The sequence below is a fragment of the Mycobacterium sp. DL440 genome, from assembly GCF_011745145.1.
In the GTDB taxonomy this organism is placed as follows: domain Bacteria; phylum Actinomycetota; class Actinomycetes; order Mycobacteriales; family Mycobacteriaceae; genus Mycobacterium.
This window is the reverse complement of sequence record NZ_CP050191.1, coordinates 1,682,901-1,707,313: the sequence shown is the minus strand read 5'-3', so window position 1 is coordinate 1,707,313 and position 24,413 is coordinate 1,682,901. Positions and strand designations below refer to the sequence as shown.

Annotated in this window: 24 protein-coding genes and 1 pseudogene; 11 read left to right on the top strand and 14 right to left on the bottom strand. The window is 67.0% G+C overall.

Going from position 1 to position 24,413, the window contains the following annotated elements:
• Positions 1 to 100: 100 nt before the first annotated feature.
• Positions 101 to 1,678, top strand: a complete 1,578-nt coding sequence (locus HBE63_RS08460) for an alpha/beta hydrolase (RefSeq protein ID WP_166904353.1) — start codon at positions 101 to 103, stop codon at positions 1,676 to 1,678.
• Between the two features lie 36 nt (positions 1,679 to 1,714).
• Positions 1,715 to 3,007, top strand: a complete 1,293-nt coding sequence (gene aftC / locus HBE63_RS08455) for an arabinofuranan 3-O-arabinosyltransferase (protein WP_166904352.1) — start codon at positions 1,715 to 1,717, stop codon at positions 3,005 to 3,007.
• On the opposite strand, the gene HBE63_RS08450 is transcribed toward aftC, so the two are convergent.
• Genes HBE63_RS08450 through HBE63_RS08440 form a run of 3 tightly spaced genes read right to left on the bottom strand, consistent with a single transcriptional unit; the run spans position 2,999 to position 5,107 of the window.
• Positions 2,999 to 3,571 carry a class I SAM-dependent methyltransferase gene (locus tag HBE63_RS08450; protein ID WP_166904351.1) on the bottom strand — a complete coding sequence of 191 codons (573 nt, stop codon included), beginning with the start codon at positions 3,569 to 3,571 and terminating at the stop codon, positions 2,999 to 3,001. The two genes, aftC and HBE63_RS08450, sit on opposite strands and share 9 nt — an antisense overlap.
• A gap of 40 nt (positions 3,572 to 3,611) precedes the next feature.
• Positions 3,612 to 4,361, bottom strand: coding sequence for an AraC family transcriptional regulator (locus HBE63_RS08445; RefSeq protein ID WP_166904350.1), 750 nt, complete (start codon positions 4,359 to 4,361; stop codon positions 3,612 to 3,614).
• An 8-nt stretch (positions 4,362 to 4,369) separates the two neighbouring features.
• Entirely contained in the window at positions 4,370 to 5,107 is a 738-nt protein-coding gene (locus tag HBE63_RS08440) for a GDSL-type esterase/lipase family protein (protein WP_166904349.1), read from the bottom strand.
• Between the two features lie 117 nt (positions 5,108 to 5,224).
• Here HBE63_RS08440 and msrB point away from each other — a divergent pair, with 117 nt between their 5' ends.
• Entirely contained in the window at positions 5,225 to 5,641 is a 417-nt protein-coding gene (gene msrB, locus HBE63_RS08435) for a peptide-methionine (R)-S-oxide reductase MsrB (RefSeq protein WP_166904348.1), read from the top strand.
• 9 nt (positions 5,642 to 5,650) lie between these two features.
• Here the strand turns inward: msrB and HBE63_RS08430 are convergent, their stop codons facing one another.
• The 4 genes from HBE63_RS08430 to hemE all read right to left on the bottom strand — a co-directional run bounded on the left by HBE63_RS08430 (position 5,651) and on the right by hemE (position 9,589).
• The gene (locus HBE63_RS08430) at positions 5,651 to 6,394 is read right to left on the bottom strand and encodes a class I SAM-dependent methyltransferase (protein ID WP_208301329.1); all 744 of its coding nucleotides are present in this window, start codon (positions 6,392 to 6,394) and stop codon (positions 5,651 to 5,653) included.
• Positions 6,395 to 6,475: 81 nt separating this feature from the next.
• Positions 6,476 to 7,171, bottom strand: a complete 696-nt coding sequence (gene hemQ, locus HBE63_RS08425; RefSeq protein WP_166904347.1) for a hydrogen peroxide-dependent heme synthase — start codon at positions 7,169 to 7,171, stop codon at positions 6,476 to 6,478.
• 4 nt (positions 7,172 to 7,175) lie between these two features.
• Positions 7,176 to 8,531 (bottom strand): protoporphyrinogen oxidase, encoded by a 1,356-nt coding sequence (locus HBE63_RS08420; protein ID WP_166904346.1) that lies wholly within the window; start codon positions 8,529 to 8,531, stop codon positions 7,176 to 7,178.
• Positions 8,528 to 9,589: a uroporphyrinogen decarboxylase gene (gene hemE, locus HBE63_RS08415; protein WP_166904345.1), complete on the bottom strand. Its 1,062-nt coding sequence runs from the start codon at positions 9,587 to 9,589 to the stop codon at positions 8,528 to 8,530. The genes HBE63_RS08420 and hemE overlap by 4 nt, the downstream gene beginning before the upstream one ends.
• Positions 9,590 to 9,745: 156 nt before the next feature.
• Here hemE and HBE63_RS08410 point away from each other — a divergent pair, with 156 nt between their 5' ends.
• Together HBE63_RS08410 and HBE63_RS08405 are read left to right on the top strand one after the other, a co-directional pair.
• Positions 9,746 to 10,282 (top strand): DUF3000 domain-containing protein, encoded by a 537-nt coding sequence (locus HBE63_RS08410; RefSeq protein WP_243858701.1) that lies wholly within the window; start codon positions 9,746 to 9,748, stop codon positions 10,280 to 10,282.
• A 4-nt stretch (positions 10,283 to 10,286) separates the two neighbouring features.
• The gene (locus HBE63_RS08405) at positions 10,287 to 11,549 is read left to right on the top strand and encodes a ribonuclease D (RefSeq protein ID WP_166904343.1); all 1,263 of its coding nucleotides are present in this window, start codon (positions 10,287 to 10,289) and stop codon (positions 11,547 to 11,549) included.
• A 12-nt stretch (positions 11,550 to 11,561) separates the two neighbouring features.
• On the opposite strand, the gene HBE63_RS08400 is transcribed toward HBE63_RS08405, so the two are convergent.
• Genes HBE63_RS08400 through nhaA form a run of 3 tightly spaced genes read right to left on the bottom strand, consistent with a single transcriptional unit; the run spans position 11,562 to position 15,711 of the window.
• Positions 11,562 to 12,461 carry an alpha/beta fold hydrolase gene (locus HBE63_RS08400; protein WP_166904342.1) on the bottom strand — a complete coding sequence of 300 codons (900 nt, stop codon included), beginning with the start codon at positions 12,459 to 12,461 and terminating at the stop codon, positions 11,562 to 11,564.
• 16 nt (positions 12,462 to 12,477) lie between these two features.
• On the bottom strand, positions 12,478 to 14,391 hold the full coding sequence (gene dxs, locus HBE63_RS08395; protein WP_166904341.1) for a 1-deoxy-D-xylulose-5-phosphate synthase: 1,914 nt from the start codon (positions 14,389 to 14,391) through the stop codon (positions 12,478 to 12,480).
• 27 nt (positions 14,392 to 14,418) lie between these two features.
• The gene (gene nhaA / locus HBE63_RS08390; RefSeq protein WP_166904340.1) at positions 14,419 to 15,711 is read right to left on the bottom strand and encodes a Na+/H+ antiporter NhaA; all 1,293 of its coding nucleotides are present in this window, start codon (positions 15,709 to 15,711) and stop codon (positions 14,419 to 14,421) included.
• A gap of 188 nt (positions 15,712 to 15,899) precedes the next feature.
• Between nhaA and HBE63_RS08385 the strand changes: the two genes are divergently transcribed.
• On the top strand, positions 15,900 to 16,988 hold the full coding sequence (locus HBE63_RS08385; protein WP_166904339.1) for a GGDEF domain-containing protein: 1,089 nt from the start codon (positions 15,900 to 15,902) through the stop codon (positions 16,986 to 16,988).
• 6 nt (positions 16,989 to 16,994) lie between these two features.
• Here the strand turns inward: HBE63_RS08385 and HBE63_RS31325 are convergent, their stop codons facing one another.
• Entirely contained in the window at positions 16,995 to 17,492 is a 498-nt protein-coding gene (locus HBE63_RS31325; RefSeq protein ID WP_243858565.1) for a CdaR family transcriptional regulator, read from the bottom strand.
• A gap of 28 nt (positions 17,493 to 17,520) precedes the next feature.
• Positions 17,521 to 18,093: pseudogene (locus tag HBE63_RS31320) on the bottom strand (sugar diacid recognition domain-containing protein); the annotation flags it as partial.
• Here HBE63_RS31320 and HBE63_RS31315 point away from each other — a divergent pair.
• The 4 genes from HBE63_RS31315 (at position 18,025) to HBE63_RS08370 (ending at position 21,103) form a co-directional block, all read left to right on the top strand.
• Entirely contained in the window at positions 18,025 to 18,204 is a 180-nt protein-coding gene (locus HBE63_RS31315; protein WP_243858564.1) for a hypothetical protein, read from the top strand. The pseudogene HBE63_RS31320 and the gene HBE63_RS31315 sit on opposite strands and share 69 nt — an antisense overlap.
• Positions 18,205 to 18,288: 84 nt before the next feature.
• Positions 18,289 to 19,713, top strand: coding sequence for a sodium:solute symporter (locus HBE63_RS08375; protein WP_166904338.1), 1,425 nt, complete (start codon positions 18,289 to 18,291; stop codon positions 19,711 to 19,713).
• Complete coding sequence (locus tag HBE63_RS31695; protein WP_256367923.1) at positions 19,710 to 19,844, top strand: hypothetical protein; 135 nt, start codon at positions 19,710 to 19,712, stop codon at positions 19,842 to 19,844. Before HBE63_RS08375 ends, HBE63_RS31695 begins: the two co-directional genes overlap by 4 nt.
• The gene (locus HBE63_RS08370) at positions 19,841 to 21,103 is read left to right on the top strand and encodes a D-amino acid dehydrogenase (RefSeq protein ID WP_166904337.1); all 1,263 of its coding nucleotides are present in this window, start codon (positions 19,841 to 19,843) and stop codon (positions 21,101 to 21,103) included. Before HBE63_RS31695 ends, HBE63_RS08370 begins: the two co-directional genes overlap by 4 nt.
• A 6-nt stretch (positions 21,104 to 21,109) precedes the next feature.
• Here HBE63_RS08370 and HBE63_RS08365 read toward each other — a convergent pair whose 3' ends face one another.
• Entirely contained in the window at positions 21,110 to 22,339 is a 1,230-nt protein-coding gene (locus tag HBE63_RS08365) for a class I SAM-dependent RNA methyltransferase (protein WP_166904336.1), read from the bottom strand.
• A complete protein-coding gene (locus HBE63_RS08360) occupies positions 22,336 to 24,300 on the bottom strand; it encodes an APC family permease (protein WP_371815016.1) in 1,965 nt (654 codons plus the stop codon). Before HBE63_RS08360 ends, HBE63_RS08365 begins: the two co-directional genes overlap by 4 nt.
• On the opposite strand from HBE63_RS08360, the gene HBE63_RS31870 reads away from it, so the two are divergent.
• A complete protein-coding gene (locus tag HBE63_RS31870) occupies positions 24,269 to 24,367 on the top strand; it encodes a hypothetical protein (protein ID WP_371814938.1) in 99 nt (32 codons plus the stop codon). The genes HBE63_RS08360 and HBE63_RS31870 overlap by 32 nt on opposite strands.
• Positions 24,368 to 24,413 lie beyond the last annotated feature (46 nt).

Genomic DNA, 24,413 nt, shown 5'->3' with positions numbered 1-24,413 from the left:
GGAGCATCGGCACCGACGAGCGCTTGCGCGAGGAGCATCGGCACCGACGAGCGCTTGCGCGAGGAGCATCGGCACCGCACGTGTCGCTACTGTGGTCAGCATGCGTCATCAGCTGGTGAAAGCCCTGAGGAGGTCGGCGGTCGCCGCGCCCGTTCTGTCCTTACTGCTCACCGCATGCTCACCCCTGCTGGCCGCAGATCCGCGCTATGCCACCAACTCCGGCGCCCACCCGCAGGGACAGCCCGAAACCACCTTGGCGGCGCCGCCAGGTCCCCCGGGCATCGAAGCACCCAAGAACGACCTGTCGTGGCGGGACTGCACCCCGCGGTTGTTCAACGGCGCCGGCATCCAGCCGATACCCGACGTCACGCTGGACTGCGCGACCTACGACTCAGACCTCGACTCGATCAACGGGGCCACCGGCACGCTCAGCATCGGCGTGGTGCGGGCCCGGTCCACGCAGACCCCGCCCGATGCCGGTCCGCTGGTGATGACCACCGGATCCGACATCCCCACCTCGGTGCAGCTGCCCACGTGGCTGGCGCGCTCGGGAACCGACATCCTCAAATCGCATCCCATCGTCGCAGTGGACCGGCGCGGCATCGGAATGTCCGGCGCGGTGGACTGCCGCGACGTCTACGACCGTCAGGAAATGCTCGACCAGACACAGTTTCAGGCCGGCGACGATCCGGTGGCCAACCTGGGTGCGGTCACCATGACCGCCACCACCAGTTGCACCGACACGATCGCCCCGGGCGACTCGGCCTACGACAACGCGCACACCGCCGAAGATCTGGAGCGGCTGCGCAGCACCTGGGATGTGCCCGCACTTGCGCTGCTGGGCATAGGCAACGGCGCCCAGGTGGCATTGGCCTACGCCGGCTCGCACCCCAACAAGGTGTCCCGGTTGATCCTGGACTCCCCGCTGCCGCTGGCAATCGGTGCCGAGTCCGCGGCCGAGCAACGCGTCAAGGGCCAGCAGGCCGCACTGGACGCGTTCGCCGCGCAGTGCGTGGCCACCAACTGCCCGCTGGCGCCGGATCCCAAGGGGGCCGTCGACGCGCTGCTGACCGAAGCCCGGGACGGCCGCGGCCCCGGCGGGGCCTCGGTGGCCACTCTGGCCGACGCGATCACCACTGGAATGGGTTTCCCGCAAGGTGACCGGGTGGCCGCCACCAACAACCTGGCGGGCGCCCTGGCTGCGGCTCGCGCCGGTGACGCCGGCCCGATCTCGGGCCTCATCACTCAAGCCGACAATCTGCGCCAATCCGACGGTCAGTTCGTCAACTCGTGCAGCGACGCACTCAACCGGCCCACCCCGGACCGGGTCCGCGAACTGGTGGTCGCCTGGGGCAAGCTCTACCCGCAGTTCGGCGCAGTCGGGGCCCTGAACCTCGTCAAATGCCTCAACTGGCCCAGCGGCACCGCACCAAAAGACCCGCAGGACCTCAAGATTCCGGTGCTGCTGCTCGGAGTGCGCAATGACCCGATCACCGGCAGTGAGGGCGTCGCCGCCGTCGCCGCGACCATCATCAACGCCGGCGCCAACAACCGGCGGGTGATGTGGCAGGGCATCGGCCACGGGGCCAGCATCTACACACCGTGCGCACTCCCCCCGCTGACGGGCTACCTCGAGAGCGGCAAACTGCCCGAGACCGACACGTACTGTCCCGCCTGACGCGGGGCCCGATCGGCGTCGGTATAAGGTTCGCTGGTGGCCGAAGCAGAATTCCCGACCAAGAATCCAGTCATAGTCGGTCTTCTGAATTCCTTCCGTCCCCGCACCTCAGCGCCAAGCACCGCCACGGTGCTGCGCTCGGTGCTGTGGCCGATCGCGATCCTGTCGATCATCCATCGCAGCTACGTGCTGGCCACCAACGGTTACATCACCGACGACTTCGGCCCGGTGTACCGGGCGGTGTCGAATTTCCGTCGGCACTGGGCCATCTACAACGAACATTTCAACTTCGTCGACCCGCACTACCTGTACCCACCGGGCGGCACTCTGCTGCTGGCTCCGTTCGGGTTCCTGCCGGAGTTCGCTTCGCGCTTCTGGTTTGTGGGGATCAATTCCGCGGCAGTCATCATCGCCGCATGTGTATTGGTACGGCTGTTCAATTTCTCACTGACCTCAGTGGCACTACCAGCCCTGCTGCTGGCCATGTTCTGCACCGAATCAGTCACCAACACACTGGTCTTCACCAACATCAACGGCTGCCTACTGCTGGCCGAGGCATTGTTCTTCTGGTTCCTCCTCAAGGGCGGCACCCGCAACGAACTGCTGGCCGGGGCGGCGATCGGCCTGACGCTGGTGGTAAAACCGTCACTGGCGCCTCTGCTCTTGTTGCCGTTGCTCAACCGTCAGTGGCGAACCATGATCACCGCCGTCGGTGTGCCCCTGGTGTTCAACGCCGTGGCCTGGCCGCTGTCGGCGGACCCGATGGGCTTCGTACGCAACACCGCGCCCTACATCCTTGAGACCCGCGACTACTTCAACTCCTCGATCCTGGGCAACGGCATCTACTACGGGCTGCCGATGTGGTTGATCATCGCGCTGCGCGTGGTCGCGGTCGTGCTGACAGTGGTCAGCCTGTGGCTGCTGTACCGCTACTACCGCGAACGCGACCAGCTGTTCTGGATGCTGACCTCGTCAGGCGTGCTGCTGATCAGCTCGTGGCTGGTGCTCGGACTGGCCCAGGGCTACTACTCGATGATGCTGTTCCCGTTCCTGATGACGGTGGTACTGCCGAACTCGGTGATCCGCAACTGGCCGGCATGGCTGGGGGTCTACGGGTTCATGACGATGGACCGCTGGCTGTTGTGGCGCTGGCCGACCACCGGTCGGTTCCTGGAGTACATGAAGATCACCTACGGCTGGTCGCTGATGTTGATCGTGGTGTTCTGCGTGCTGTACTTCCGCTACCTGGACGCCAAGCAGGACGGCAGGCTCGACGAGGGCATCGACCCGCCGTGGCTGAGCCGTCCCAAGGAAGCCGAATCAGTCTGACGTGAACTGCATGACCTGACCCGCCAGCCGGGTCCGGGTCTGCATGGCCAGGCCGTGCCGCGCACAGACCTCGTCGAGCTCATCGGGGTTCACCAGCCGGAACGGTGACCGGTCGAGCCGGTGGATCGCGGTCGCCAACGGGGTGCGGGTCAGGTCATAGCCGGTGAACACACCGCCGGGGCGCAGCACCCGGGCGATCTCGGCGATCGCCTTCTCCCAGTCCACGATGTGATGCAGCATCAGGCAGCTCAGTACCGAATCGAACGAGTCGTCGTCGAACGGCAGGTCCGTGGCATCGGCCCCGCGCACCGTCACGTTTTTGAATACCCCCAACCGACGGGCTGCGGTGCGCACCATGGCCGGGTCGAAGTCGGTCGCGGTGATTGCCAGCTCCGGGTTCGATTGACGGAGCCGGGCCGCGATATCACCACTGCCCGAGCCGATTTCGAGCACGTCATGACCCAGCCGATCGACCGGGAGGCTGCCGAGCACGGCCTGCCCGGTTCCTCCGCGCCACAACGCGGTCTTGCAGAATGCGCGCTCGATCCGTGACATTGCCGGCATGGGAGCTCCTGTCGTCGGTGTTCTGGACAGATCCGTCCGGTCAGTTCAACGCGCGAGCCACGTCCCTGGGCGCGATACCGGTCAACTCGCGACATACCCGGGTCGCGTGCGCACCGTCGGCAAATCCCGCCATGTGCGCCGCATCGGTGATCGATGCACCCGCGCCGAGGTGCTCCAACGCGGCCAACAGCCGTGTCCACCGCACCGTAGCGCCGAACGACGTCCCGGTCTGCTCACGGAACAACCGGCCCAGATAGTCCGGCGAAATGGCCACCTCGCCGGCCACCGAACCGAGGTCGGCGCGACTCGGCATCCGGGCGTTGAGGAGTTCGATCGCCTGACGCACCTGCGGGTGCACAGCTACCTCCGTAGCAGAGCCGGCTCGGCTGAGCAGTCCTTCGATCAGCATGTCTGCCGCACCAGTCAGATCCTCGGTGCGCACCGCGGCCGTCACCGCCGCGGCCAGCATGTCGGCATCGACCACGGCCCACAGTCCGGGGCGCGCTCCGCACGCCCGAATCAACGTGTTCAGCGTTGTCGCGGTGGGAGTTTCGGGGCTGAGGTAGACCGAGAATGCCGAGCTGGCCCCTTCGGGGCGCAGTGCGTGACGGGTGCCTCCGGCCACCGCAGCGATCATGCACCGCTCACCGGTGCCATCGCCGGACAGCAAGCCCAATGGGCCGTCGATCCCGACTGCCACCTGAACCGCGGGATGGTGATGGTGCTCGATCTTGTCGAACGACCCCGCCACGGCCATCACGCCCGGTCTGGCGATCCAACTGCCGCGCATACCGCAGGCTACCGCGGTCGCAGTGGGGCCACCATGTCCACGTGCTCCTCGATTGCATCGGCGATCAGCGAGACCCCACGCGGATTCTGATGGACATGATCGGTGGTCAGGATCAAGCCGCGCGACGCCCCGATCCGGCGATAGGATGCGCCGAGCAGGAAGTGCCGCACCAGAGACCGGTACACCAGTCCCATACCGGAATCGAAGTCGACCTTGGGATCGGACTCGCGGCACGCCAGGTATTCGGTCTGCCGTTCGTTCACCGGCAGATACCCGACACCGTGCGCCGCGGCCGTCGTCCGGATCACGACGCTGTACTCGGCAGCGGCCCGTGCCGGGGCACCCCGCAGGTCCTGGCCCAGCACGGGCAACGACAGCAACGCGATGTCAGCGCGGGTCTCCGCCCGTAGGCGGCTCACGATCATGTCGAGGTCGTCGCGGTAAGTGTCGAGGGTGGGATGCACCGGCAGGTTCTTGCGCCGTACCGCCCGGCGAGCCGCTTCGGCCGAGATCGCGGCCCGCACGTCGTTGGTTCCGATGAGAACCGTCACCACATCCGGCTGAGCCGCGACCACCCTGTCGAGACGCTGCAAAAGGTTGTACGCGAGATCCCCGTTAACCCCGTGACGGACGAATTCCGCTCTCTCACCCACTTTGCTTCGCCTCAACATCGCGACATAGTCGGTGCTGAGCCGTCCCCTGGTGATGCTGTCGCCCGCACACACGACGCGTATCCGATTGGTCATTTTTCGCCCCTCACTTCAGTGGCCGTCTGAAAACAGCCTGGCGTGGTTGAGCGATCGGCGCTTGTACAGATCCGCCGTACCTGGCGCGCGCCGCTGATCAGCACGTAACTTGGGGATATGACGACCGAGGGTCCCAAAGTGCAACTGACCGACGACGAGTGGCGCGCCAAGCTCAGCTCCGAGGAGTTCGCGGTGCTGCGCCGGGCGGGTACCGAGCGCCCTTTCGTCGGTGAATACACCGACACCAAGACTGAGGGCGTGTACGAATGCCGGGCCTGCGGCGCCGAGTTGTTCCGCAGCACCGAGAAGTTCGAATCCCATTGCGGCTGGCCGTCATTCTTCGATCCGGCTGATTCGGCCGCGGTGATCCTGCGGTCGGACGATTCGCTGGGCATGCGCCGCGTCGAGGTGCTGTGCGCCAACTGCCACAGCCACCTGGGACACGTTTTCGAGGGTGAGGGCTACCCCACCCCGACCGATCAGCGGTACTGCATCAATTCCATCTCACTGAAGCTGGTGCCCAAGACGGAGTGAGGCCGGGCCTCAATCGACCCGGGTGGCGTGCACCTCCCAGAACGGCATGTGCACCCGGCCGTCGACCAGCCACGGTTCGATCACCCGCAACCGCTCGAGCAGCGGGGTCATCTCGTCGGCCATGTCAGGATTACGAGCGGCCATCGTCTCGAAGACCTCGAGGCTGACGTTGCCCTGGTAGGTGGTCGTCCCGAGGTACGTGATCTCCCAGCCGGCGTCGGGAAGCACCCCGCGGAAATCGTCTGCAGACATCGAACGCGGCATCCTGAAGCCGTTGACGGTGTGCTCGCCGAATTCGTACATGTACAGCCGCGCACCAGGTTTGGTGGCCCGGTGCAACGCCCGCACGTACGAGTTCTGCAGCTCGGGTTCGCCGGTGAAGACGTGGTAGAAGGCGGTGTCGACGACGGTGTCGAACCTGCCTTCCAGACCCTCCAGTTTGGTCGCATCGGCCACCTTGAAGTCCACCGTCACGCCGGCCTTGCGCGCGTTCTGCTTCGCCCTCTCGATCGCGGCTGGTGACGCGTCAACACCCGTGGCCGACAAACCTTTTGACGCGTAGTGGATGGCGTGATGTCCGGGCCCGGTGCCGGGATCGAGCACCTCACCCTTGACGGCGCCCAGCGCGACGAGCTGCTGCACGACTGGCTGTGGTCCACCGATGTCCCACGGTGTGGCGGCAGGCAGTCCGTGCGCCGTCCGCTCGTCGCGGTACATCTCTTCGAAGTGATCAGATTCTTGCGGAGCAGTCATCTCCGCGAGGGTAGACCCGCTGACTGAAAGCCCAGGTCAACCCGCATGCCGACATCACGCCGACGAACCAGCACCGGCGAACTACGGCAGCTTGGCGACCAGATCCTCGACGCTGACCCGCGGGCCGGTGAAGAACGGTGTCTCCTCGCGGGTGTGGCGGCGGGCGTCGGTGGCCCGCAGATCGCGCATCAGATCGACGATGCGATCGAGTTCAGGAGCCTCGAAGGCGAGGATCCACTCGTAGTCGCCGAGGGCGAACGCCGGCACCGTGTTGGCCCGCACATCCTTGTAGCCGCGGGCAGCCATACCGTGCTCGGACAGCATGCGGCGACGCTCCTCCTCGGGCAGCAGGTACCACTCGTAGGACCGTACGAACGGGTACACGCAGATGTAATCGCCCGGATCCTCACCGGCGATGAATGCCGGGACGTGGCTCTTGTTGAACTCGGCCGGCCGGTGCAGCGCCACGCTGCTCCACACCGGGTCGCTGATGCGGCCCAGTGCGGTGGTGCGCCGGAAGTCCGAATAGGTCGCCTGCAGCGCCTCGATGGTTTCGGCGTGGGTCCAGACCATGAAGTCGGCATCGGCCCGCAGGCCGGCCACGTCATACAGGCCGCGTACGACGACTCCGCGCTCCTCCTGGGTCTTGAAGAACGCCGCCGCCTCGTCGGTCACCTGGGTGCGTTCTTCACCCAGCTCCCCGGGGCTCACCGCGAACACCGAGAACATCAGGTAGCGGAGGGTGGAGTTGAGTTCGTCGTAGTCGAGCTTGGCCATGCGCCTATCGTGCCACGCCGCTGCGCACCAGTTCCGCGACCGCCCGGGTGGCGGTCCCCACACATGCAGGCACCCCGATCCCGTCGAGGTACGCGCCGGCCACCGCCAGGGTCGGCGGCAACCCGGCGCGCAATTCGGCGACCAGCTCGCCGTGGCCCGGACCGTACTGCGGCATCGCGTCGATCCAGCGGTGCACATGGCTGTCCACCGGATCCACGGTGACACCGAACAGCATGTTCAGATCGCGTGCCGACCAGGCCAGCAGGTCGTCATCGCCGGTGTTGACGGCCATCTCATCGCCGTAACGGCCGAAGGACAGCCGCACCATCTCGACGTTCCCGCGCCGGCCCCACTTGCGCGACGACATCGTGACCGCCTTGGCGTTGAGACGCTCCCCCGCGGCCACGAGCACACCCGATTGCTGCGGCAGCGGTGTCCCGCCCGGCAGCGCCAGGGCCACCACCGCCGCCGACGCCACCCGGATGCGCCGGGCCGCGGCAGCCGTCTGCGGTGCGATGTGCGCGATCAGCGACGGCAGGTGCGGCGCCGGAACCGCCAGCAGCACCCCGTCGGCGTACCAGCTCACGCCCTCGTCGTCGAGCACCGACCAGCCGCGCCCGTGCCGATCCACCCGCACCGCGGCGACCTGGGCCCACCGCACATCAGCCCGGTGGCGCAGCTCCTCGAGCAGCACGGTGTAACCGCCGTCGACCGCACCGAACACCGGCGCGTTGGATGGCGGCGGCAGCGCCTCACGCACCGCCTCGGTGAGGCTGCGGGCCCCGCGGTCCAGCGCGGCGGCCACCGACGGCACCGCCGAACGCACCCCGATCGTGGTCGACGATCCGGCGTACACGCCGGTGAGCAGAGGGTCGACGGACCGCGTCACCACCTGCGGGCCGAACCGGTCGCCCACCAGCTCGGCGACCGACGGATCGGCTCCGGGGGTCCACTTCAGTGGCCGGGCGCGCTCGTCGAGGATGCGAGCCACGGTCTCGTCGTCGACGAGACCGAGCAGCGACGACGCCTGCGCCGGAATGCCCTGCACGGTGCCCTGCGGCAACTGATGCAGCCGCGCGCCGCTGTAGATCAACGGGCGGGTGCCGGTGGGGCTGAGCCGGCGGCCGGCCAGGCCCAGCTCGTCGAGCAGGTCGAGCATCTCGGGCCTGCGCACGATGAACGCCTCGGCACCGACATCGAACGGCTGCCCGCCGACCCGTTCGGTCCGCAGCACGCCGCCGAGCCGGTCAGCCGGATCGAGCAGCGTGATCTGCGCTCGGGGTCCGGCCGCGAGCCTCAACCGATATGCTGCGACGAGCCCTGAAATGCCGCCGCCGACAACACAATAGGAAGCACTCACAGGGAGTGCACCAGGGTCACCGCCTCGGTGATGATGCCGGGGTCGGTCGCCGGCAGCACACCGTGGCCCAGGTTGAAGACGTGACCGGCAGCTCCCGCGGCCACTGCGGCCCGGCCGTCGTCGACCACCCGGCGTACCGCTGCCTCGGTCACCGGCCAGCCGGCCAGCAAGACCACCGGATCCAGGTTGCCCTGCAGGGCGCTGCCCGGCTTGACCCGGGCCGCGGCATCCACCAGCGAGGTGCGCCAGTCCACTCCGACCATGGTGGCCGGCGCGGAACCCAACGCCTCCGACATCGCACCCAGCAGTTCTGCGGTGCCGACGCCGAAGTGCGTCATCGGCACGCCTGCCGCGGCCATCGTGGCGAACACCCGGGTGGTGTGCGGAAGCACGTAGGTGCGGTAGTCGGCCAGCGACAGCGTCCCGGCCCAGGAGTCGAACACCTGGAGGGCATCCACCCCGGCGTCGACCTGGGCCTGCAGGAACGTGATGGTCAGATCCGTCAGCGCGGTCATCAGGGCGTGCCAGGTGGCCGACTCGCCCAGCATCATCGCCTTGGTGCGTTCGTGGTGACGGCTCGGACCGCCCTCGACCAGGTAAGAGGCCAGCGTGAACGGGGCGCCCGCGAAGCCGATCAGCGGCACTTCGCCCAGCTCACGCACCAGCATCGATATCGCTTCGGTGACGGGCGCGACCTGCACCGGATCAAGCGGTTTCATGCCGTCGACATCGGCCAGCGTCCGGATCGGCTGTTCGATCACCGGGCCCACGTCGGGGACGATGTCCAGGCCGATCCCGGCGGCCTTCAAAGGCACCACGATGTCTGAGAACAGGATCGCGGCGTCCACGCCGTGCCTGCGCACCGGCTGCAGCGTGATCTCGCAGACCAGTTCGGGGTCGAAGCAGGCCTCCAGCATGCGGTGCTGGGCGCGCAGCGCGCGATATTCCGGCAACGACCGGCCGGCCTGCCGCATGAACCACACCGGCACACGGTGCGGGGTGCGGCCGCTGGCGGCGGCAAGATAGGGGGATTCGGGCAGCTCCCGGCGGGTACTCATCGGCTCCTATGGTGCCACGAGCCCCCTGACGCGGGCCGTTGCTGGTTCGTGACTGCCTCACTCCGGCGCGCCTGCGTACCGTCCTGGCCCCATCAGCTAGCGTCAAATGCCGTGACCTCTGCCGAACCGGCCCAGTTCCGGACGGCGGTGGCGGCGATGAGCGCCACCACCGTACGGCCGGAAATCGAGCTGGGTCCGATACGACCGCCCCAGCGGCTGGCGCCCTACAGCTACGCGCTGGGCGCCGAGGTTCGGCACCCTGAGACAACGGTTGTGCCGGAGCGTTCCGAGGGTGACGCCTTCGGGCGGTTGATCCTGCTGCACGACCCCGAAGGAGCCGAGGCGTGGGATGGCACCATGCGGCTGGTCGCCTACATCCAGGCCGACCTGGACTCCACCGAAGCCGTCGACCCGCTGCTGCCCGAGGTGGCCTGGAGCTGGCTGGTGGATGCCCTGGAGTCGCGTGCCGAGCACGTCACCGCTCTGGGCGGCACCGTCACCGCCACCACCTCGGTGCGCTACGGCGACATCTCCGGCCCGCCACGGGCACACCAGCTCGAGCTGCGGGCCTCCTGGACCGCCACCGATCTGGAGTTGGGGCCGCACGTGGAGGCATTTTGCGAAGTTCTCGAGCACGCCGCCGGGTTACCGCCCAGCGGCGTCACCGACCTGAGTTCCCGTACGCGCGCATAAGATGATGGACGAGGACCCTCAAGTCTCTGAAGACCCAGACGCTGCCGAGCCCGAAGAGGCCGAATCGACCCCGCTGCTCTCCCCCGCCGACGGGGTGCCCGAGGTCTGCATCACCGCCGGTGAAATATCATCTGCAGCAACATCTCTGGCGAAAGGCAGCGGTCCGTTCGCGATCGATGCGGAACGCGCATCGGGCTTCCGCTACTCCAACCGCGCGTACCTGGTGCAGATCCGCCGCTCCGGCTCCGGCACTGCACTGATCGACCCGGTCAATCACGGCGGCTCGCCCATCGACGCCATGGCGCCAGTGGCCGATGCCCTGTCCCAGGACGAATGGGTGTTGCACGCCGCCGACCAGGACCTGCCGTGCCTTGCCGAGATCGGCCTGCGCCCCGGCAAGCTGTACGACACCGAATTGGCCGGCCGGCTGGCCGGTTTCGAACGGGTCAACCTGGCCGCGATGGTGCAGCGGTTGCTCGGCCTGCAGTTGATGAAGGGCCACGGCGCAGCCGACTGGTCCAAGCGTCCGCTGCCACCAGAATGGCTCAACTACGCCGCCCTGGACGTCGAGGTGCTGGTGGAACTGCGCGACGCGATCGCCGCTGTACTCGAAGAGCAGGGTAAAACCGATTGGGCGGCACAGGAATTCGAGTTCCTGCGCACCTATGTCGCACAACCTACCCGTCGTGACCGCTGGCGGCGCACCTCCGGTATCCACAAGGTGCGCAACCCGCAAGCACTGTCGGCCGTCCGCGAGTTGTGGACCACCCGCGACACCATCGCCCGCGGCCGCGACATCGCGCCCGGACGGATCCTGCCCGACGCCGCGATCATCAACGCCGCCACGACCGACCCCAAGACGGTCGACGAACTGATCGCACTACCGGTCTTCGGCGGCTCCAAACAGCGCAAGAGCGCGAAGGTCTGGCTGGACGCGCTGGCCCGGGCCCGGGACAACACCGACCTGCCCGAGGCCAACGAGGCCCAGAACGGCCCGCCCCCGGCGGCGCGGTGGGCCCGGCGCAAACCGGAAGCCGCGGCCCGCCTCGAAGCCGCCCGGGCCGGTCTGGCCGAACTGTCGCAGCGGGTCTCGGTGCCCGCCGAGAACCTCATCACCCCGGAAGTGGTGCGCCGACTCTGCTGGGACTGGCATCCGGTCGGCGATGTGGCCACCGCCGTGGAGGAATTTCTCGTCAAGGCCAACGTCCGACTATGGCAACGGGAACTGACGGTACCGGTGCTGACCGTCGCACTCAGTACCGACTAAACCTCCGACGATTCATCCGCCCACCCGGTCGATGTGGGCCAGGAAATGCGTCAGGACTCCCTGCGGATCCTCGATCTGCGGCCAGTGCGCGATGTCATCGGCGAGCATCACCACGTCGGGGTCGGGAATGACCTCGAGGTAGCGCTTGGCCATGTGCCGCCCCGAGTTCGGGTCCGACGGCCCGTCGATCAGCCGCATCGACACATCGGTCGTCCGCATGGCCCGCACCCACCGATTGCGGTACGTGTAGCGGTCGTTGACGAACCGGCCGACTTTGTGGATGACCCGCTTACCGTCGTTGTACTCAAGGATCTGGTGGAACTTCTCCATCAGATCCTGCGACGGCTTCGTGTTCACCCCGAACATTTCCCTGATGGTGGGCTCCACGATCCGGCGCGAGAACCGGCTGCCCTGCAGCGGACTCATGATGTCCCCCAACGGGGTTCGCGACATCGCCTTCTGAAGCAGCCGAGGCGTGTAGGCCTCGTTGAACAGCCCGCCGTTGAGCCAGGTGATGGACTCGATGTCCAGTGCCCCGTAGGACCGGTCGCCGAACTCGTGCCGGGCCAGCAGTTCCTGGCCGACCGAATCACCCAGGTCGTGAGCCAGAATGTGGGTATTGCCGACGCCGAGGTGGTCCAGCAGCGCCTCGTGCATGTCGGCGTGGTCGGGCACCGTGTACCCGTAGGCGACCGGCTTGTCGGAGAACCCCATCCCGATCATGTCCGGCGCGATGACGGTGAACCGTTCCGTCAACGTGGGCCAGATCAGCGACCAGTCCCACGAGTTGAACGGATACCCATGGATGAGAAGGAGATTCGGTCCACTTCCCTCGACCCGGTAGAAGATGTCGAAGCCCAGGTAGTCGAAGAACTGCCCGGCGTCCTTCCAGTTCTGCAGTTCGGCGTCCATGTCCGCAGCCTAGGAGCTAGTCGACCTGGTGGCTGACTTCCCGCTCGCCCACCGGCGCACCGATCGCGGCGATCCACCCGGTGATCTGGCGGGCGATGTGCTGGTCGGTCAGACCGACCGCGGCGAGCACCTCGGCACGTGAGGCATGGTCCTGGAACACCTGCGGCACTCCGAGATCCCGGCATGGCACGTCGATCTCGGCATGGCGCAGCGCCGCCGACACCGATGAGCCGATGCCGCCGTGCACACCGTTGTCCTCGACAGTGACCACCAGCTTGTGCCCGCGGGCCAGCTCACCGAGGGCTTCGGGAACCGGTAGCACCCAGCGTGGATCCACCACCGTCACACCGATGCCCTGATTGCGCAGTCGCTCGGCGACCGCCAATGCCATCGACGCGAACGAGCCCACCGCGACCAACAGCACGTCGTCGGTCAACCCCTCGGCCGGGACGGCCAGAACATCGATACCGCCGCGCCGCCGAAGCGCCGGAATGTCTTCACCCACATCCCCTCTGGGGAACCGGAGCGCCGTCGGACCGTCGTTGACCGCCAGCGCCTCGCCGAGTTCCTCGCGCAGTCGCGCCCCGTCACGGGGGGCGGCGACCCGGATGCCCGGGACGACACCCAGGACCGACAGATCCCAGACCCCGTTGTGGCTGGCCCCGTCCGGGCCGGTGACACCCGCCCGGTCCAGCACCAGCGTGACCGGCAACTTGTGCAGCGCGACGTCCATCATCAGCTGGTCGAACGCCCGGTTGAGGAACGTGGAGTAGATCGCGACCACCGGGTGCAGGCCACCCATGGCCAGCCCGGCCGCCGAGGTCATCGCATGCTGCTCAGCGATGCCGACGTCAAAGAACCTGTCGGGGAACCGATCCCGGAAAGCGCTCAGCCCCGTGGAGCCGGGCATGGCCGCGGTGATCGCCACGACATCACGTCGTTTGGCGCCGATCTTGATCAGTTCGTCGGAGAACACCGAAGTCCAACCGGGACCCGAGGTCTTCGTCGGCAGCCCCGTCTCCGGATCGATGACACCGCATTGATGCATCAGCTCGGCTTCGTCGTTCTCAGCGTGCGCGTAGCCCATCCCCTTGCGGGTCACCACGTGCACGATCACCGGGGCCTTGAAGCCACGGGCGTGGCGCAGCGCATTCTCCACGGCGTGCTCGTCATGGCCGTCGATCGGACCGACGTACTTGATCCCCAGATCGGTGAACATCACCTGCGGGGCGACCGCATCCTTGATGCCGGCCTTGATGCTGTGCATGCACTGATAGCAGAACTCGCCGACGACGGGCAGCCCGCGGACGGCCTTGCGGCCCTCTTCCAGGAGTCGTTCATAAGCCGGCTGCAGCCGCAGGCCGGCGAGGTGGTCGGCGAACCCGCCGATGGTGGGCGCGTAGCTGCGGCCGTTGTCGTTGACGACGATGACCACCGGGCGACCACCCGTGGCGATGTTGTTCAGCGCCTCCCAGCACATGCCACCGGTGAGAGCGCCGTCACCGACGACCGCCACCACATGGCGGTTCCGGTGACCGGTCAACTCGAAGGCCTTGGCCAGACCGTCGGCATAGGACAGCGCCGTGCTGGCGTGGCTGGATTCCACCCAGTCATGCTCGCTCTCGCTGCGCGACGGATAACCCGACAGACCGTCCTTCATCCGCAGGGTGTCGAAATCCTGTGCACGCCCGGTCAGCATCTTGTGGACATAGGACTGATGCCCGGTGTCGAAGACGATCGGATCGTGCGGCGAATCGAACACGCGATGCAGCGCCAAGGTGAGTTCGACGACACCCAGATTGGGGCCAAGATGTCCGCCGGTTGCAGCGACCTTGTGGATCAGGAACTGACGGATTTCCTGTGCCAAATCAGTCAACTGAGACTGTGACAGGTGCTGCAGATCAGCGGGACCGCGGACCTGTTCAAGCATTCCGCCAGTGTACGCACGCACCCGAGGTCAGTCCTGCCGAGGCTGATAGACATCCGGCACACCGTCATGGTCGGCGTCGACGGTTTCCAGCTGGTTGATGCGGCGATATGCGGCATTACGAGACACCAGAACCACCGACGCCAGCAGGCCCGCCACCACCGACCCGGTGACCACCGCGATCTTCACGTCGTCATCGGCGACGGTGGCGTGCCCGAAGGCCAGCTCGCCGATGAGCAGCGACACCGTGAAACCGATCCCGGCCAGCAACGCGACGCCGAGCACGTCCCGCCAGGCCAGGTCCTCGTCGAGGCTCGCGTGGGTGAAGCGGGCCAACAGATACGTCGTCCCCAGCACGCCGATGGGCTTGCCGAGCACCAGGCCGGCGATCACTCCGATCGTCACCGGGTGTGACAGGGCGTCGGCGAAGCCCGACCAACCGCCGACCGTCACCCCCGCAGCGAAGAACGCGAACACCGGCACGGCAAATCCTGCCGAGAGCGGGCGTACAAGGTGTTCGAAGTGCTTGGCCGACGCGTGGCGGCCCAGCACCGGAACGGTGAACCCGAGCACCACCCCGGCCACGGTGGCGTGCACCCCGCTGGCGTGTACGAGCGCCCAGGCCACGACGGCCGGCGGCATCAGGATCCACCACTGGCGCACGCCCCGCTGCACAGCGAACGCATACAGCGCGATCGGGATCAGGGCGGCGGCCAACGGCCCGAGCGCCACGTCATCGGTGAAGAAGATGGCGATCACCGTGATTGCCAGCAGATCGTCGACCACTGCCAGCGTCAGCAGGAAAATGCGCAGCGCCGCAGGCAGGTGGGTGGAGACCACGGCCAGAACCGCCAACGCGAAAGCGATGTCGGTGGCGATCGGCACCGCCCACCCGCCGATGTTCTCCGGATGTCCCGAGAAGAAGTTGATCCCGACGAAGATCGCCGCAGGCACCACCATGCCACCCACGGCCGCCGCGATGGGCAGCGCGGCACGGGCCGGATCACGCAGATCCCCCGCGACGAATTCCCGCTTGAGCTCAACGCCCACGACGAAGAAGAAGACCGCCAGCAGTCCGTCGGCGGCCCAGGCCGACAGGCTCAGGTTCAGATGCAGCGACTGCGGGCCGACGACGAATTCCGAGAGCCGGTGGTAGCCGCTCGACCACGGGGAGTTGGCCCAGACCAGGGCGGCGCCCGCGGCCGCCAGCAGCAACGCCCCGCCGACCGTCTCGGTGCGCAGCAGATCGGAGACCCGCTGCCACTCCGGCCATGACCCGCGCGCGAGCAGACGTCGGCTGGCGGGTTGGCGGCGATTACTCATCGGGCTCCTGTGGTCAGCGTGCATCGAACGCCGACCAGACTTCCCGGCACACCTGGGGTTCACGCTAACAGGTGCGGTACGCGAGCAAATATTGACGAAGTCCGTGGCAGCGCCTCAAACCGGCGGCAAAACGCTGCCCACCATGATTACGTAAGGTGTAGGCGAAGTCGATTACTCCGGGGTGCTGGTTGAGTCCATTCGATAATTACTATGCGCGTACGGCACTGCTCGCTGCGCAGGGCAAGCGCACCCGGATGCAACGCACGATCGGGGCCACGATCGTCGGGTTGAGCCTCATCCCGCTGCTGGTGTTGACCAGTCCGAAAGGCCCTCACGGCAGCCTCCAGTACGTGGCCGTGGGCGTAAGTATCGGCGGGCTGATCCTGGCGCAGTGGTGGTGGCGGCGGCAGTGGCCCAGCCGCACCCAGTCCTGGATCGTCGTGTGCATCGGTACGGCCTGTATCGCGGCGACCTGCATCCTGCTGGTGGACCCGGTCATCGGCCTCATGGGATCCAGCGCGTTGAGCCTGATCACGGCCTACACCGCCTTCCTGCACAGTCGCCGAGTGCTACACCTGACCTGGCTGGCCTCCGGTGCCGTGGTGGGCTTCCTCGCCTATCGGGTGGCGCTGATCGACGCCTGGCTCGGGATCGCCGGCGCGTTGGTCGCGGTCCTGGTGATCCTTGGCACCTCCGCGCTGTGCCGGATGGCCGTCGAGTTGATCGAGCCCGATCGCGTCCAGCATCCGAGCGAGATCGACCCGCTGACCGGTCTGCTCAACCGCGAGGCATTCGACATGCACACCGCCACGATGCTGGGGTCGCACAGCCGTCACGATGACCAGTACCTGGTGGTGGTGGCGGTCGGGATCGACGACATGGCGCTGCTCAGTGACATGGACGGGAGCCACAGCACGTTGCACGCCCGAGTCGCGGTGGCACAGGCCATCCGCGAGACCGTGCGCCACAAGGTTCCGCTGGCCCACGTATCCGACAGCCAATTCCTGATCGCCGACGTGTTCAAGACCAACGATCCCTCACCGCTGGTCGACCGGATCCGGATGGCCCTCACCACCACGCCCATGCGTCTCACAGCCAGCATCGGCACGGCCTGCAGCCAGTTGCGTCCGCTGACCGAACTGCCCACCCCGCAGATCGTCGATGCCCTGGTGGCACTGGCCGACACCGCGATGAACCAGTCGAAGGCCCAAGGCGGCAACCGCGCCACCTACGCGCACTTCCCCACCCCGACCATGGGCCCCGACGTCCAGGAGTGAGTGGTGTCAGCGGTGGGCCGAATGCCTGCCCAGCTCGTCCATCACGCAGGTGACGTAGAGCGCTACTGCCAGCCCCGTTTCGTCGAGCGGTCGACCGATGATCCGAGCGATCTTATCCAGCCGGTAGATCAACGTATTGCGATGCACATGCAGGTGGGTGGCCGCCCGGGTGGTGTTGAACGCACAGTCTCCCCACGCGATCAACGTCTGGCGCAGCGTCGCCCATTCGCGGTCGTGCAGCAGGGGTCCCAACAGTCCTTCGGTGAGACGTGTCCGGGAATCGATCGGCACCACCGACAGCGCTTGCTGCAACCTGACCTGGTCGATCTGGTGGATCCGCTCCCCTGGGTTCGCCACCGGCCCCAACTTCATGGCGTCGAAGGCGTCGCGGGCGGACATGTTGAGTTCGGCGATGCCCGACCCCCCGGAGCCGATCGCGATGCTGACATCGAAACGGTGCTTGCGGGCACCGTCGAGGCATTCTGCGCCGCGCGCGAACGCCAAACCGCCCGGCCCGTCCGCATCTTCGGGGGGTGGCCACCGCGATCACGGTTTGCGACAGCGGTGCGACGAGATCGCCCGCGCCCCCGAACACCGACTCGACGTGGCGGAGCAGCCGCACCGGGTCGGGCTCGTCGCGCCCGGCGTCCGAGTTGTCCCAGTGGATCAACAGGATTCGCCGCGGCGTGGCCAAGTCATAGCCCAGTGCAGCGCCGCGGCGGATCAGCTGGGCCTCGGACACCCGGGCGTGATGCCATTCGCAGATTTCGCGCAGAAGTTCGGTGACGCTGCGTTCGCGGGTCATGCGGGATCCGATCTTGGCCGCCTCCTGCAACAGGATCTCGGTCTGGCGTTTGACGACCAGCCCGAACTGCTCCACCTCCCCCGGTGACCCGGACAGACCCACCGTCCCGACCACTGCGTCGTCGATGGTCAGCGGCACCGTGACGCCGGGCAGCGTGCCGACCAGCTCACGTGCGTCCTCCTCGGTGTGCACGATGGTGCGCCGGCGGCGGATCACCTCCACCGATGCCTCGTGAAACTGCCCGACCCGGGACGCGTCGCCGCTTCCCATCACCACGCCTGCCGCGTCGGTGATCAACACGTTGTGCCCGATCACCTCGGTGATCTCGTCGGCAATCTGCTGCGCCAGCGCCTGTCCAAGCATTTCCTTACCTCCATCGCGTTAGGCAAGATGCCCATTTTGGAGCGCTAATAGGCGCAGATACTAGTCCTTATGCCTAGTGACGGCGATCACGTTCCGTTCCTACGATGTGGTGATCCTCGACAAGGAGTGCATATGACCGCTCTCGACTGGGCGCTGCTGGCCGGCTATTTCGCTCTGCTGGTCCTCATCGGCGTGCAGACCATGAAACGCGTCAAGAATCCCGACGACTTCGCCGTCGCGGGCAACCGGATCGTTTGGCCGGTGTTCTTCGGCAGCCTCGCCGCCGCATTTCTCGGCGGCGGCGCGTCCATCGGGGTGGCCGGGGCCACCATGCGCGACGGCTACGTCTACATGTTCGCCTTCTGCGCATTCGGGGTGCAGACGGTGTTGGTCGGACTCTTCATCGCCCCCAGACTCAAAAATTATCGCGGCGCGCACACCTTGGGTGACGTCATGGCCGAGCACTACGGCAAGCCCGCGCGGGTGGTCACCGGCGCCCTGTCGCTGGCACTGTGCTCAGGCATCCTGGGCGCCCAGGCCCTGGCGATCGGGACCGTGGTCAACGCCACGCTGGACGTGCCGACCGTCCCCTCGGTGATCATCGGCATGAGCGTGGTGGTGCTCTATTCCTCGTTCGGCGGCGCCTGGGCGGTGATCCAGACCGACATGCTGCAGTTCGTCTTCCTCGGCGTGTTCCTACCCGTGGCGCTGCTCATCGGCCTGCACGCGGTCGGCGGACCGGCCGCCCTGATCGACCAGGTGCCCGCCTCGCATCTGACCCTGCTCGGCGACTACACGGCGATGAAGTTCCTCACCCTGTTCGTGGCGCTGCTACTCGGCGAGACCCTGGTGCCGCCGTACGCCCAACGCACCTTCGCCACACCCGACTCCCGCCACGCCCGGATCGGGTACACCATGGCCGGGATCTTCTCGTTCTGCTTCTACTTCACCGCCGCCACCATCGGGCTGGTCGCCCTGGTCCTCTACCCCGACATCAAGACCGACGAGGCCCTGCCCACCGTGGTGATGAACCTAATGCCCATCGGTATCCTCGGACTGGTCGTCGCAGCCCTGCTGGCGGTCGTGATGTCCACCGCCAGTTCGTATCTCAACTCCACCGCGGTGGTGCTCACCAAAGATCTGTACCAGCCACTCCGGGCCTCCTCGGTGGCACCGAAGCGCAGGCTGACCATCGAGCGCACCACCAGTGTGGTGGTCGGCGCCGCGGCCACCATCTTCGCGCTGAGCGTCCCGTCGATCGTCGACGCTCTGCTCTACAGCTACGCACTGTGGGCCCCGACCATCATCGTTCCGTTGTTCGGCGCGGTGCTGTTCGGCATCCGTTCGACGCCGGCAGCCCTGTCGGCAATCGCCGCCGGCGCCCTGGTCACCGGAATCTGGCAGTGGGGTCTGGAGGCCCCGTTCGGTCTGGCTGACGGACTCATCCCCGGCGTACTGGCCAACCTGGTGGTCTTCGCCGTGGTCGCCGCCGCTACCTCTCATCGTTATCCGCGACGGCGTCAGCCCTGCCTCGTCCCCCAAGGAGAACCCGCATGATGATCAATCTGTTGTTCTACGGCGTGCCTCTGCTCGTCATCGTCGTCACACTCTGGGTCGGCTTCCTGGGCTGGCGGTTCTACCTGCAGCAAGTGGTGCGGGACAAGGAATCTGAGGAAAGCCCATCATGAGGATCGCCGTCATCGGGGCCGGCGTGGTCGGTGTGGCCAGCGCATATGCCCTGGCCGAGCGCGGACACGACGTCGAGGTCTACGACAGCCGTTCGGAAGTCGCCGCCGACACCTCCGACAGCTCCGCGGGGCTGATCGCCCCCGGTCACTCCTACGCGTGGGCATCGCCGAGCGCACCGGGGATGCTGTTGCGGTCGCTGTTCGGCGCGGACACCTCGATCAGGGTGCACCCGCGGGCAGACTTCGACCTGATCCGCTGGGGGGTGAGGTTCTTGCGGGAATGTCCGCCATCACGGTCCCGCACCAACACCCTGGCCAAACTCGAGCTGGCTCGCTACAGCCAGCGACTGCTTGATGAACTGTCCCAGCGGGAAGACCTGCAGTTCTGGCATACCGCCGGCGGCGTGCTCTACCTGTACCGCGAAGAAGCTGAATTCCGTGCTGCCCAGCGCAATTCGGCGTTCCTGCAAGATCACGGCCGCCAGCAGCAGCTACTGGCCCCGGACCAGATCGCCGAGGTGGAGCCGGCGCTGCGGCACAGCCACGCCACCTTCGCCGGCGCCATCCATGACGTCTCCGACGCCACCGGAGACCCGCACCTGTTCGCCGGCGCCCTCACCGAGAGGTGCCGCCGCCTCGGCGTGCGGTTCCACCTGTCCACCACAGTCACCGGGCTGACCACCGACGGCTCCAGCATCACCAGGGCCAGCACCACCGGAGACGACATCCGCGCCGACATCATCGTGCTGGCCGCCGGAGCGGCCAGCCCGTTGCTCACCCGCACCTTCGGACATCGGATACCCGTCTATCCGGCCAAGGGCTATACCCTCACCGCCCCGGTCAAGGACCCCGACCACGCTCCTACGGTCGGGGGAATCGACGAGCGCTCCCTGGTGGCCTGGTCCCGGTTCGGCAGCGATATCCGCATGTCGGCCACGGCCGAATTCGTCGGCTACGACCGCAGTTTCACCCCCGCGGACTACGCCGGCATCATTGCCGCGGGCGATCAGCTGTTCCCCGGCGCCATCGACTGGAGCAACGCCCGGTACCGCACCGGGCTGCGCCCCATGACGCCGGACGGGCCGCCGCTGATCGGCCTGGGTAGCCACGACAACCTGTACTACAACACCGGACACGGTCACATCGGTTGGACCATGGCTTGCGGATCGGCGCGCCTGCTCGCCGATCTGGTCGAAGGTCGCAGTCCTGACATCGACCCGACGCCGTACAACCCGAACCTGCGGCGCAGGCACCGGTGAACACCGTCAGCGCGTCAGCACCGCGATGCACTCCACATGATGGGTGAGCGGGAAGGAATCGAACACCCGTAACTCCTCCACGGCGTAACCATGCCGCAGATACAGTCCCACGTCACGGGCGAAGGACGCGGCCTCACAGCCGATGTGAATGACCCTCGGCACCTCGGTGGCCGCCAGAGCGTCGATCACCTCGCGGCCGGCGCCGGTGCGCGGGGGATCGAGCACCACGACGTCGGGGCGTCCCGACTGCGCAGACAGAGCCCGACGCACCGAATCGGTGACCACCGAGACCCAGGGCAGGTCGGCTAGCGCAGTGCGCGCCGCACGCGACGCTCCGCGGGACGTGTCGACGGTCAGCACCCGTCCGTCCGGCCCGACCTGTTCGGCCAGCGCGGCGGCGAACACCCCGGCACCGCCGTACAGATCCCATGCCGTCATGCCTGGCTGCAGCCCCGACCAATCGGCCACCAGCCCGCTGTAGAGGGCCGCTGCGCCACGGTGGGCCTGCCAGAACGCCGTCACCGGCAGCATCCACTGCCGCCCGCCGATGCGCTGCACCGCCTCGTAATCGCCCTCGATTACGCGCGTGGCATTTTTGGGAGCGACCCCGCGGCTGCCGTTACGGCCGATCGCCTTGGGACCCGACTGCACGACGTGTCTGCGGCCGTCGGAGTCCAGCACCGCATGCACATGCGCCCCTGGGGTCCAACGCATCTCCGCCAATCCGTCGGTCAGCTCGGCAGGCAGTTGTCCACAGTCGAGTTCGGTGACCAACTCGGCGCTGTGATAGCGGTGGAATCCGGCCCGGCCGTCGCCGGTCGTGTCCAGCCGCACCCGGGTCCGCCAGCCACGAACCTCGCCGGCACCCACCGGTTCGGCCACGGCAGGGTCGTCGCGCTGCTCATCGCGCCAGGTGAATCCGCCCAGCCGCGCCAACTGGTTGGCCACCACCGAGCCCTTGAGTCGCCGCGCCGCGCCCGGCTCGGCGAATGCCAGATCGCAGCACCCGGCACCGTCCACGCCGGCGATACGGCACAACGAATCGACCCGGTCCGGTGACGGATCGATGACCTCGACAACCTCGGCGTGCCAATACGATCCGCGCTCGTCGAGCACATTGACCCGCACCGTCTCACCGGGCAGCGCGTAACGGACGAACACCACCCGGCCGTCGTGGCGGGCCACACAACTGCCGCCATTGGCGGCCGGACCAGTGGTAAGTGTCAGTTCCGTCATTCCAGGAATCCCCTGCGCGCATCACCCGGGGTGACTCGAGGCTGCAGCGCCTTCAACCGCTCCGATGAATCCAATTGCCACGGAACCGATGTCACCATCACATTGGGCATGAACAACAGCCGGCCCTTGAGCCGCAACGCGCTCTGGTTGTGCAGCACCTGTTCCCACCAGTGCCCCACCACGTATTCAGGGATGAACACCGTCACCACCGTGCGCGGAGATTCCTTGGTCACCCGCTTGACGTAATCCAGTACCGGCCGGGTGATTTCACGGTAGGGCGAGGCGATCACCTTCAGCGGCACACTGATATCGCTGTCCTCCCACCGGTGCACCAGCGCGCGGGTCTCGGCGTCGTCGACGCTCACCGTGATCGCCTCCAGCACGTCCGGCCGGGTCGCTCGCGCATAGGCCAGCGCCCGCTTGGTCGGCAGGTGCAGCTTCGAGACCAGGACCACCGCGTGGTTGCGGCTCGGCAGCACGATGTCGCCCGCGTCCTCGTCCTCCTTCTCGAGCTCACGGGCCACGGTCTCGTAGTGCTTGTGGATGAGCTTCATGACCACGAAAAGGGCGCCCATCGCCAGGATCGCGATCCAGGCACCGGCGAGGAACTTGGTCACCACCACGACCACCAGCACCGAACCGGTCGCGGTCAGTCCGATCGCGTTGATGACGCGCGAGCGCATCATGTTCCGCCGCACCGCCGGATCGGTTTCCGTGCGCAACAACCGGGTCCAGTGCCGGACCATGCCGATCTGGCTGAGCGTGAACGACACGAACACGCCGACGATGTACAGCTGGATCAGCGCCGTCACCTCGGCGCGGAACGCCACCACGAATGCCATGGCGGCGAAGGCCAGGAACAGGATGCCGTTGGAGAACGCCAGCCGGTCACCCCGGGTGTGCAACTGTCGCGGCAGGAACCGGTCCTGGGCCAGGATCGACCCGAGCACCGGGAATCCGTTGAAGGCAGTGTTGGCGGCCAGCATCAGGATCAGCGCCGTGACCCCGGCGATCAGGTACAGGCCTACCGGGAAGTTGTGGAACACAGCATCGGCGAGTTGGGCGATCAGCGTCTTCTGGTGGTACCCCGGCGGCGCACCGATCAACTGCTCGTGCGGGCGTTCCGCCATCTTCACCCCGGTGGCCTTGGCCAACATGATGATGCCCATGAACAGCGTGACCGAGATCACCCCGAGCAGCAGCAGGGTGGTTGCCGCATTACGTGACTTGGGCTTCCGGAATGCCGGCACACCATTGCTGATCGCCTCGACACCGGTCAGCGCTGCCGAGCCCGAGGAGAACGCCCGCGCCACCAGGAACACCAGCGCGAAACCGAGCACCTCGCCGTGTTCCGGATGCATCTCGAAACCGGCGGACTCCGCCCGCAGCGGATGGCCCAGCACATAGATCTGGAACAGACCCCAGCCCAGCATGATGTAGATGCCGATCATGAACGCGTAGGTGGGAATGGCGAACGCCGTGCCCGACTCCCGCAGCCCGCGCAGGTTCATCGAGGCCAGCAAGAGGATCGCCACCACCGCGAACAACACCTTGTGCTGACCGACGAACGGCACCGCCGAGCCGATGTTCGACATCGCCGACGACATCGACACCGCAACGGTCAGAACGTAATCCACCATCAGCGCACTGGCCACCGTCAGTCCCGCGGTCGGCCCGAGGTTCGTGGTGACGACCTCGTAGTCACCACCGCCGGACGGGTAGGCATGCACGTTCTGCCGGTAACTGGCGATCACGATCAGCATGACGCCGGCCACCGCCAGGCCGATCCAGGGCGTCAGCGAGTAGGCCGTCAGCCCCGCCACCGAGAGCACCAGGAAGATCTCTTCCGGTGCGTAGGCCACCGACGACAACGCGTCGGAGGCGAACACCGGCAGGGCGATCCGTTTGGGCAGCAGGGTGTGAGAGAGCTTGTCGCTGCGGAACGGCCGCCCGAGGACCAGACGGCGCGTCGCCGTCGAAAGCTTGGACACGAGAGCCAAGACTAAGCCCGAAGGAGAAAAGACGTGACAAAGCTGTAGCGTTCGAGTGCAACGGATAAGCGCAACAGCGCTCC

Coding starts and splice junctions, on each gene's coding strand:
- HBE63_RS08460 (WP_166904353.1), top strand. CDS start 101: ATGCGTCATCAGCTGGTGAAAGCCCTGAGGAGGTCGGCGGTCGCCGCG.
- HBE63_RS08450 (WP_166904351.1), bottom strand. CDS start 3,571: ATGCCGGCAATGTCACGGATCGAGCGCGCATTCTGCAAGACCGCGTTG.
- HBE63_RS08445 (WP_166904350.1), bottom strand. CDS start 4,361: ATGCGCGGCAGTTGGATCGCCAGACCGGGCGTGATGGCCGTGGCGGGG.
- HBE63_RS08440 (WP_166904349.1), bottom strand. CDS start 5,107: ATGACCAATCGGATACGCGTCGTGTGTGCGGGCGACAGCATCACCAGG.
- msrB (WP_166904348.1), top strand. CDS start 5,225: ATGACGACCGAGGGTCCCAAAGTGCAACTGACCGACGACGAGTGGCGC.
- HBE63_RS08430 (WP_208301329.1), bottom strand. CDS start 6,394: ATGACTGCTCCGCAAGAATCTGATCACTTCGAAGAGATGTACCGCGAC.
- hemQ (WP_166904347.1), bottom strand. CDS start 7,171: ATGGCCAAGCTCGACTACGACGAACTCAACTCCACCCTCCGCTACCTG.
- hemE (WP_166904345.1), bottom strand. CDS start 9,589: ATGAGTACCCGCCGGGAGCTGCCCGAATCCCCCTATCTTGCCGCCGCC.
- HBE63_RS08410 (WP_243858701.1), top strand. CDS start 9,746: ATGAGCGCCACCACCGTACGGCCGGAAATCGAGCTGGGTCCGATACGA.
- HBE63_RS08405 (WP_166904343.1), top strand. CDS start 10,287: ATGGACGAGGACCCTCAAGTCTCTGAAGACCCAGACGCTGCCGAGCCC.
- HBE63_RS08400 (WP_166904342.1), bottom strand. CDS start 12,461: ATGGACGCCGAACTGCAGAACTGGAAGGACGCCGGGCAGTTCTTCGAC.
- dxs (WP_166904341.1), bottom strand. CDS start 14,391: ATGCTTGAACAGGTCCGCGGTCCCGCTGATCTGCAGCACCTGTCACAG.
- nhaA (WP_166904340.1), bottom strand. CDS start 15,711: ATGAGTAATCGCCGCCAACCCGCCAGCCGACGTCTGCTCGCGCGCGGG.
- HBE63_RS08375 (WP_166904338.1), top strand. CDS start 18,289: ATGACCGCTCTCGACTGGGCGCTGCTGGCCGGCTATTTCGCTCTGCTG.
- HBE63_RS31695 (WP_256367923.1), top strand. CDS start 19,710: ATGATGATCAATCTGTTGTTCTACGGCGTGCCTCTGCTCGTCATCGTC.
- HBE63_RS08370 (WP_166904337.1), top strand. CDS start 19,841: ATGAGGATCGCCGTCATCGGGGCCGGCGTGGTCGGTGTGGCCAGCGCA.
- HBE63_RS08365 (WP_166904336.1), bottom strand. CDS start 22,339: ATGACGGAACTGACACTTACCACTGGTCCGGCCGCCAATGGCGGCAGT.